At 55.5% G+C, this 6730-nt stretch carries 7 protein-coding genes and 3 pseudogenes; 4 read left to right on the top strand and 6 right to left on the bottom strand.

All coding sequences use genetic code 11. From position 1 onward, the window contains the following. The coding region (locus tag OM960_RS25085; RefSeq protein WP_264773898.1) for a transposase at positions 1-193 on the bottom strand (193 nt) is incomplete at its 3' end. Positions 194-261: 68 nt separating this feature from the next. After that, positions 262-357, bottom strand: a pseudogene (locus tag OM960_RS25080) (IS5/IS1182 family transposase); the annotation flags it as partial. Between the two features lie 339 nt (positions 358-696). On the opposite strand from OM960_RS25080, the gene OM960_RS25075 reads away from it, so the two are divergent. After that, positions 697-924, top strand: coding sequence for a hypothetical protein (locus OM960_RS25075; RefSeq protein WP_264773897.1), 228 nt, complete (start codon positions 697-699; stop codon positions 922-924). A gap of 429 nt (positions 925-1353) precedes the next feature. Continuing rightward, positions 1354-1587, top strand: a complete 234-nt coding sequence (locus OM960_RS25070) for a DUF6429 family protein (protein ID WP_264773896.1) — start codon at positions 1354-1356, stop codon at positions 1585-1587. On the opposite strand, the gene OM960_RS25065 is transcribed toward OM960_RS25070, so the two are convergent. Next, positions 1584-1733 (bottom strand): hypothetical protein, encoded by a 150-nt coding sequence (locus OM960_RS25065; protein WP_264773895.1) that lies wholly within the window; start codon positions 1731-1733, stop codon positions 1584-1586. The two genes, OM960_RS25070 and OM960_RS25065, sit on opposite strands and share 4 nt — an antisense overlap. A gap of 71 nt (positions 1734-1804) precedes the next feature. Here OM960_RS25065 and OM960_RS25060 point away from each other — a divergent pair. Beyond that, a pseudogene (locus OM960_RS25060) lies at positions 1805-2676 on the top strand (IS5 family transposase). Here the strand turns inward: OM960_RS25060 and OM960_RS25055 are convergent. Next, on the bottom strand, positions 2575-2877 hold the full coding sequence (locus OM960_RS25055) for a hypothetical protein (protein ID WP_264773899.1): 303 nt from the start codon (positions 2875-2877) through the stop codon (positions 2575-2577). The pseudogene OM960_RS25060 and the gene OM960_RS25055 sit on opposite strands and share 102 nt — an antisense overlap. 77 nt (positions 2878-2954) lie before the next feature. On the opposite strand from OM960_RS25055, the gene OM960_RS25050 reads away from it, so the two are divergent. After that, on the top strand, positions 2955-5510 hold the full coding sequence (locus OM960_RS25050; RefSeq protein WP_264773894.1) for a calcium-binding protein: 2556 nt from the start codon (positions 2955-2957) through the stop codon (positions 5508-5510). A gap of 134 nt (positions 5511-5644) precedes the next feature. On the opposite strand, the pseudogene OM960_RS25045 reads toward OM960_RS25050, so the two are convergent. Together OM960_RS25045 and OM960_RS25040 are read right to left on the bottom strand one after the other, a co-directional pair. Continuing rightward, a pseudogene (locus OM960_RS25045) lies at positions 5645-6184 on the bottom strand (IS5 family transposase); the annotation flags it as partial. A 76-nt stretch (positions 6185-6260) separates the two neighbouring features. After that, on the bottom strand, positions 6261-6730 hold a 470-nt coding region (locus OM960_RS25040; RefSeq protein ID WP_264773893.1), incomplete at its 5' end, for an IS1634 family transposase.

Raw genomic sequence — 6730 nt, 5'->3', positions numbered from 1 at the left:
GCACCTTCACCATCAGGCAGAACTGTATCGCGGCATCGGAATATACCGGTGGCCGGCCTGAACACCCGGCCCTGGCGGCAAGCCACACCATGTCCTTGTCGAGCCAGATCAGCAATGATCCGCGACGCCTCAGCGCTTCATTGTAGGACTTCCAGTTCGTCGTGCGGTAGCGGGCAGGTTCGGGCTTGTTCATGCCGAGCGTCTTAACCTACCGGATTCGCAACGTGAATCCTTCCGGCGCCGAGTTCTGCAACAACGCCTGTCGAACCAGATCGTAAGCGAGCTCCGGCGCTTGAGCGCTTCGTTATAGGCTGGCTAGTTCCTGGTCTTATAGATCGGAGGTGTCGGTCTGCTCATGAAACCCAGCTACCACGCTGGATTCACCAGATGAATCCCTCACAGGATTTGTGCAACAGTGCCGATCAGAACCAGAACACTCCAGCTTCCGGCGGTCCGAGGTTAGGGCTCAGAGCAAACTGGAAAATCCCAGCTCGGTTCGGTCCAGGAAGCGGGGGCAGGACACCCCTGACCGGCACAATACGCATAATCGCCAAAAATTTACCCTAGAGTGACTCCTGGAATCCACCATAGATTGTCAGTCGCGGCTTACAATTCCCGTCACAGCTGATTCTGTCGGGAGAGTAACAGCCGACCGAGTGCCTATATGCAGGGTAGAGACGGTTTAGGAGCACAAAGATGGGTAAGCACGCCTGGATAACAACGACACTTATCGATATGGCCGCTTATGCGGAAATGAATAACTTGTTCGACCTTCACGCCGAACTGTGTAACGTCGCGGTAACTGCCGCGCTTTTGTCCTCTGATGAAGAGCCGGGGGACGAAGTGAATCAGGAACCAGCAACCGCCAACTTGATCTCGTTCCCCACGCAGAGACGTCGCAAATTGGAGCCGGGGCCTATCTGAAGTCAGCGACGGTTTGCACTCCATACTTGGCGTGGCGCGGCTTTGCATAGTGCCACGCCAATCTCTCTCCGATGCACTCGCTCTGACAGCAAAGTAAATCGAATGCAACGAGCGCCCCCGCTCAATCTTTCCTCGACTAGCCGCCTTAGACCCCATGATCGCTGGGTGAGCTGACTGGGTCTGTGGCCTCTCCGTATCTCTCCAGAGAGGCTTGCAGTTACCCATAAGTGTCTAGCGGCGGCGTTGCGATGCGGACTCCTTCGACGAGGTCGGCGAGGTGGGAGAAGCCTCGCCATATGACAGTCGTCCCCGGTGGCGTGTCGGAAGAGCGGTCGAGATAGCCTCCGAGGTGCGCGACCGCGCTGATATAGAGAGTAACCGGCCGATCTGGGCTGAGGTGGCCGCGATGATCTGTGATAGGCTCGCGGCATGGAGATTGACCGAGACCGGATCGACGACGCCGTTCTGGGCCTGATGTGGTTGACGCTGCATGATGAGCGGCGGGCTTGGAAAGGCTTTGACTGGGAGTGCTTGGGGCGGTTGCACGAGAAGGGGCTGATTGCCGATCCGGTCAACAAGGCGAAGTCGGTTGTCTTGACGGATGCGGGGCTGAGGCGGGCCGAGGAGCTCTTTCGAGCGCTGTTCACGCGGCCTCGGCGTTAACGGCGCCCAAGGGCTTCCAGTTCCAAGGCAGAAGCTCCATTGATCCGGTTGATCTTGTGGTCGTTGATGCGCCGATCCAAGGCGCCAATCTCCGCCGCAGTTATTGCGATCTGCCCGAAATAAACTGCAGCCATCTCTTTAACCATCGCCGGAACGTCGGCCGCTTCGAGTTCCGTGGCCAGCCGGGCGACATTCCCGATCCCTCTATAACGCGTCGCTGCGCCGCCGGGGCACTTTGTCGGTCTGGTTCGATCCGGAGATGGATTGGCACGCCAAGAGGAACGGCAAGCGTGGCCATCCCGAGGCTTTCTCCGAGAGCGCGATCCAGCTCTGCCTGACCATGAAGGTCCTGTTCGGCCTCCCACTGCGCCAAACAGTCGGTTTGGTCGCGAGCCTGTTGGAGATGGCCGGGCTGGACTGGCCGGTACCGGACTACTCGACCCTCTGCCGACGTCAGGCAAGGATCGCCGTGCAGATCCCGTTTCGTCGCTCGGGTACGCCCCTGAACTTGCTGATCGACAGCACTGGGGTGAAGTTCCGTGGCGATGGCGAATGGCAGGCGCACAAACTTGGCCCATCCCGCCGGAGACAATGGCGCAATGTCCACATCGCCATGGGCAGGCACACCGGGGACGTCCGGGCTGTCGAGTTCACCTCGAGCCGCCAGGGTGACAGCCCTCTGCTGCCGGAGCTGCTGGCGCAGATCTCAAGGGCGAAGAGATCGCCACCGTCACCGCGGATGGAGCCTTTGACACGCGCAGTTGCCACGCGGCTGTCATTGAGCGGGGCGCCGATGCGGTCATTCCCATCCGCCGCAACGGGCGCGCCTGGAAGGCGGATGGTCCGGCCGCTGTCGTCCGCAACGAGGTCCTGCGCGCCACGCGACATCCGGGGCGGGCGCTCTGGAAGCGATGGGCGGGCTACCACGTCCGAAGCCGGGCTGAGGTCCGGATGAACTGCCTGAAGCGTTTCGGCGAGAGGATCATGTCACGAGACCCCGACCGTCAAACCGCCGAAATCCAGATCCGCATCGCCATCATGAACCGGTTCAATACACTCGGCACCGCCGAGATCGAAGCCGTTGCCTAATGTCGGACCGGTGAGGGCAATCTCCGTCCTTTCTCGGATTAGTGCAACAACGCCCGCAACAACGCCGCTTTGGCGCCATCGCGCGCGGGGAGTGCCGCATTTTAAGATGAAGAAAATTGCACGGCGAGTAAACTGATACGATTGTCCAAATTTTACTCGACTTACTGTCATATTGAGCTGCGGCAACTCAAGATATTTCATAACTCATTAATGGCGGCGCGTGCATAAAGTTTCTGCGAACGCGGGGGTGAACGCTATTTAAGATCGGGGTGCGGATAATGTCCAATGTGGCAGTATTTAAGTTCAAATTTGACACTGAATGCAAAGGTTATGTAGGTTCAGCCGCATTCGGCGCGAACTTAATATTTGCTGGAAGTAAAAGTAACACGACGTCAGGCGCCGACATTAGTACGTTAGGCGTTACTGCGTTCCGCTATCCGGGTGGATCGGTGACCGAAAGACACTTTGACTACAGAAACCCAAACATCGCCGTCAACGATAGCAGCTTACATTACGACAACGATCCGAGCACCACCCCAACCGCCTTAGCGGTAGATAAGTTCGTGCCGCTTTCGGAATTTTTGAGCATAGAAGAGCAGGCCGGTAGGTTGGCGACATTTGTCCTGCCGACACGAAACTTTGTCACTCGATCCGTCCCAGAGGGAGATCAACCCCGGCCAGTCAATAATGTAGCAATAAGCGACTTCAAGGCATTCCTTTCCAGCCTCTTGGCGAGTCCATCCACTGACGGCAAAAAGCATGCCATTGACGGCATTAAGGCATTTGAAATAGGGAATGAATACTGGGGATCTGGGGAAATGACTTCCTCAGAATACGGTAAGGTTGTCAGCGCCGTCATAAAGGCGGCTAATGAGGTGTTTTCTGAAGCGGGGATTAGTCGAAACGAAAGGCCGGACTTCATCGTGCAAATGGGCGCCCCTTGGGGTGCGGAATTCAAATCTGGGGGAAAATATGATAACATGAGTCGAGATTACATTAATGGACTCATGGCAAAATACAACATGACCTCATCCGATTTTACTGCAAGCGGGGAGTTAAAGTGGGATGCAAAGGTAAAGTTATCAAATCTCGACATTATCAGCAATCTTTCTGCTGAGGCTCGCGGCTCGATATCTGGTGTCACCGAACACTTCTACTACACAAAATCCGACGACGTATTTGCGCAAACATCACATTCACTTAACTATATTGATGTTGATTATTCTATTTGGAAACATTTCTTGGGATACAACATTGACCTCCACATAACGGAATGGAACATAAAATCGTCAAATACTCAAATGTTAGGGCTGGCGGGGGCCGGAGCTTTAATTGAGCAGTTTGAGTATATGGTCAGGCTTGGCGCTAAATCCGCATTTGTGTGGCCGTACCAATTGAATACCGCCAATGACCTCGGCGACATGCGGGGCGATGTGCAGAGTTTGTCACCACTAGGCGCGGCCTATAAATTGATGTCAGACAGCTTGGTGGGAACGTATTTACTCGAGAGCAATATTAGTGGGGGTGATCTTGAGGTAAACGCTTATTATTCATCCGAAAAGTTTGTTTTTTTTGCCTCGTCGCGCTCCGATATATCTAAAAGCATCTCATTGGATTTTAGCGACATTGTGTCGACTTACGATACGATTTCCGGAGTGAAAATCGGCGTAGATTTATCCACCTCAGACGGGAGGCACTGGACTCCGAGCGGTGTCGTCCAGGTCGACTATTACCGCGAGCATGATGTAAAGGCGCTACTCACGCAGTATTCTGAAAGAGATTTGGGCAGTGCTTCAAACATTACCTTTTCCTTGGATCCGTATGAGGTAATAAGGATTGAGTTTAATTTGCATAAATCCAGCCGTTTCATTGGGTCGCCTGGTTCTGACATCTGGAGTGGTGGCCTTGGGTATGATTCCGCACAGGGAGGAGGGGGGGGCGACACGCTGCTTGGACATCTTGGAAACGATACGCTCGATGGTGGAGATGGGGATGACATCTTGAATGGAGGTATCGGTCACGATCTGTTGAGTGGAGGCGCTGGATGCGATTATATTTTTGGAGGTAACGACAACGATACAATCTCCGGCGGAGGCGGCCGCGATAAGGTTTTTGGAGGGGCGGGAAACGATCATTGCTACGGCGGAAAAGACGGTGATTGCATCTACGGTGCTGATGGTGACGACGTTATTTATGGCGAAGATGGCAAGGATCAGATCTTCGGCGGAAATGGTAGCGATCAAATGTACGGTGGAGCTGATAACGATCAGCTCTATGGCGGAAGTGATAACGATTGGATCTATGGCGGAAATGATAATGACCAAATATACGGCGGGAATGGCAACGATAGGCTTTTCGGGCAAAGTGGCAACGACGTGATTTACGGCGGAAATGGGAGTGATGCGATCTTCGGCGGAGATGGCCATGACAGGCTCTACGGTGGAATTGATAACAATCAAATTTATGGCGGCAATGGTTGCGACAGGATTTTTGGTGGACTTGGAAACGACACGATCAGTGGCGGCGAAGGAGACGATTGGCTGTTTGGAATGAAGGGGGACGACTTGATTCATGGAGGGGGCGGTTCGGACTGGTTTGTTTTTTATGCTGGATTTGGAGAAGATGTTATAGTCGATTTCAAGGATAACGTTGACACCATTATACTGTCTCGCGCGCTCTGGGGTGGGGCAAATCTGACGCCGGCCCAGGTATTGAGTGAGTTTTCTACAGTAATTGGCGCAAGCGCGACGTTTGATTTCGGTACGGGCGACACCGTCACGGTGCGCGGAGTTCACTCCGCCAATCAAATCATAGATGATCTGCAGTTTATATAATTAGGGTTAGGACTTCGGTAACGGGGCCGCTTCAGTCAAGTGATCTTGGGCACGCGGTCACGACCGCGGAGGGGTGGCTTGAATAATCCGAGCCTTCTGAGCGACTCTGTTGCGCAAATCGGCTGAAGTCCGAGTTATCCCTTTCCGTGGACAGACTCATCCACGGTTTCTGTGACGGGTATTCCGAGCGTGGTGTAGCCGTGCAGGACGGCGACGCGGATTTGGAGTTCAGCAACCTGCCGCTCGAAGTCCCGGGCCATGAGCTGCTGGCCTAGAAGTGTCACACAGTGCATCTTTGTTTCGACGCGGCTCCGGCGGTGATACCCGCTCCATCGTCGCCAGAGCGCGCGACCCAGGTATCACGATGCCCTCAGGGCCTCATTGTGCGCCACAGCCCCAGCCGTGACAGCTTTCCACGGCTTTGCATTCCTTCGAGGCGGGATGACAGCATGAGCGCCTCGATTTGCGATGGCGTCGTGACATTTGCGGGTGTCGTAGGCGCCGTCTGCCGTGACGCTGCCAATCGCCTGGTCGGTAGGGATCTGACTGAGCAGGTCAGGAAGAACCGATGCGTCGCCGATGCGGCTGCCGGTGAACTCGAGCGCCCGAACCTCCAGCTTTTCTTCATCGATCCCGAGGTGGATCTTTCGCCAGATGCGGCGCGTCGGGCCACCGAAGTTCATCAGTTGAACGCGTAAACGACTGATATCATTTAGGCTGGATAGCCGAAAATGGTACAACACGGAGGGGTCAGGCGGGTTTTGGCAAGCTCAGGGCATCAAAGAGTTCCAGTTGCTCCGGTGTGGTTCGGCTGATGCCATGGAGGGTGCGTGCGCCTGCATGAGCGGTGTGTTTTTGGATGCGCGCGAGCAGATCGAGTGCGGTGCGCGGGCTGGCGCTGTGGCCCTTTGCTTTCAGCCGCATGCGGATGACGCGGTAGAGCACCAGGGCGAGGAAGCAGATCAGGGCGTGGGCCCGGATGCGATCCGGCAGACGGTGATGGACCGGCGCAATCTCGATGTCGGATTTCAGGACGCGGAAGCCGCGCTCGATGTCGGCGAGGGATTTGTAGCGGGCAACGGCGTCCGCAGCCTTGAGGTCGACGGCATTGGTCAGAAGCGCCAGCTTGCCGTCGAAGAGCTCCGCCTCGGCGAGGGTCTCCTCGTCCACGGACCAACTGAAGCGGTCGGCGGCATAATCGGCCTTGAGGAAGCGGGTGA

The sequence above is a fragment of the Defluviimonas salinarum genome, assembly GCF_026013545.1.
Lineage (GTDB): Bacteria > Pseudomonadota > Alphaproteobacteria > Rhodobacterales > Rhodobacteraceae > Albidovulum > Albidovulum salinarum.
The sequence above is the reverse complement of the archived record's forward strand: the minus strand, read 5'-3'. Positions and strand labels throughout refer to the sequence as shown.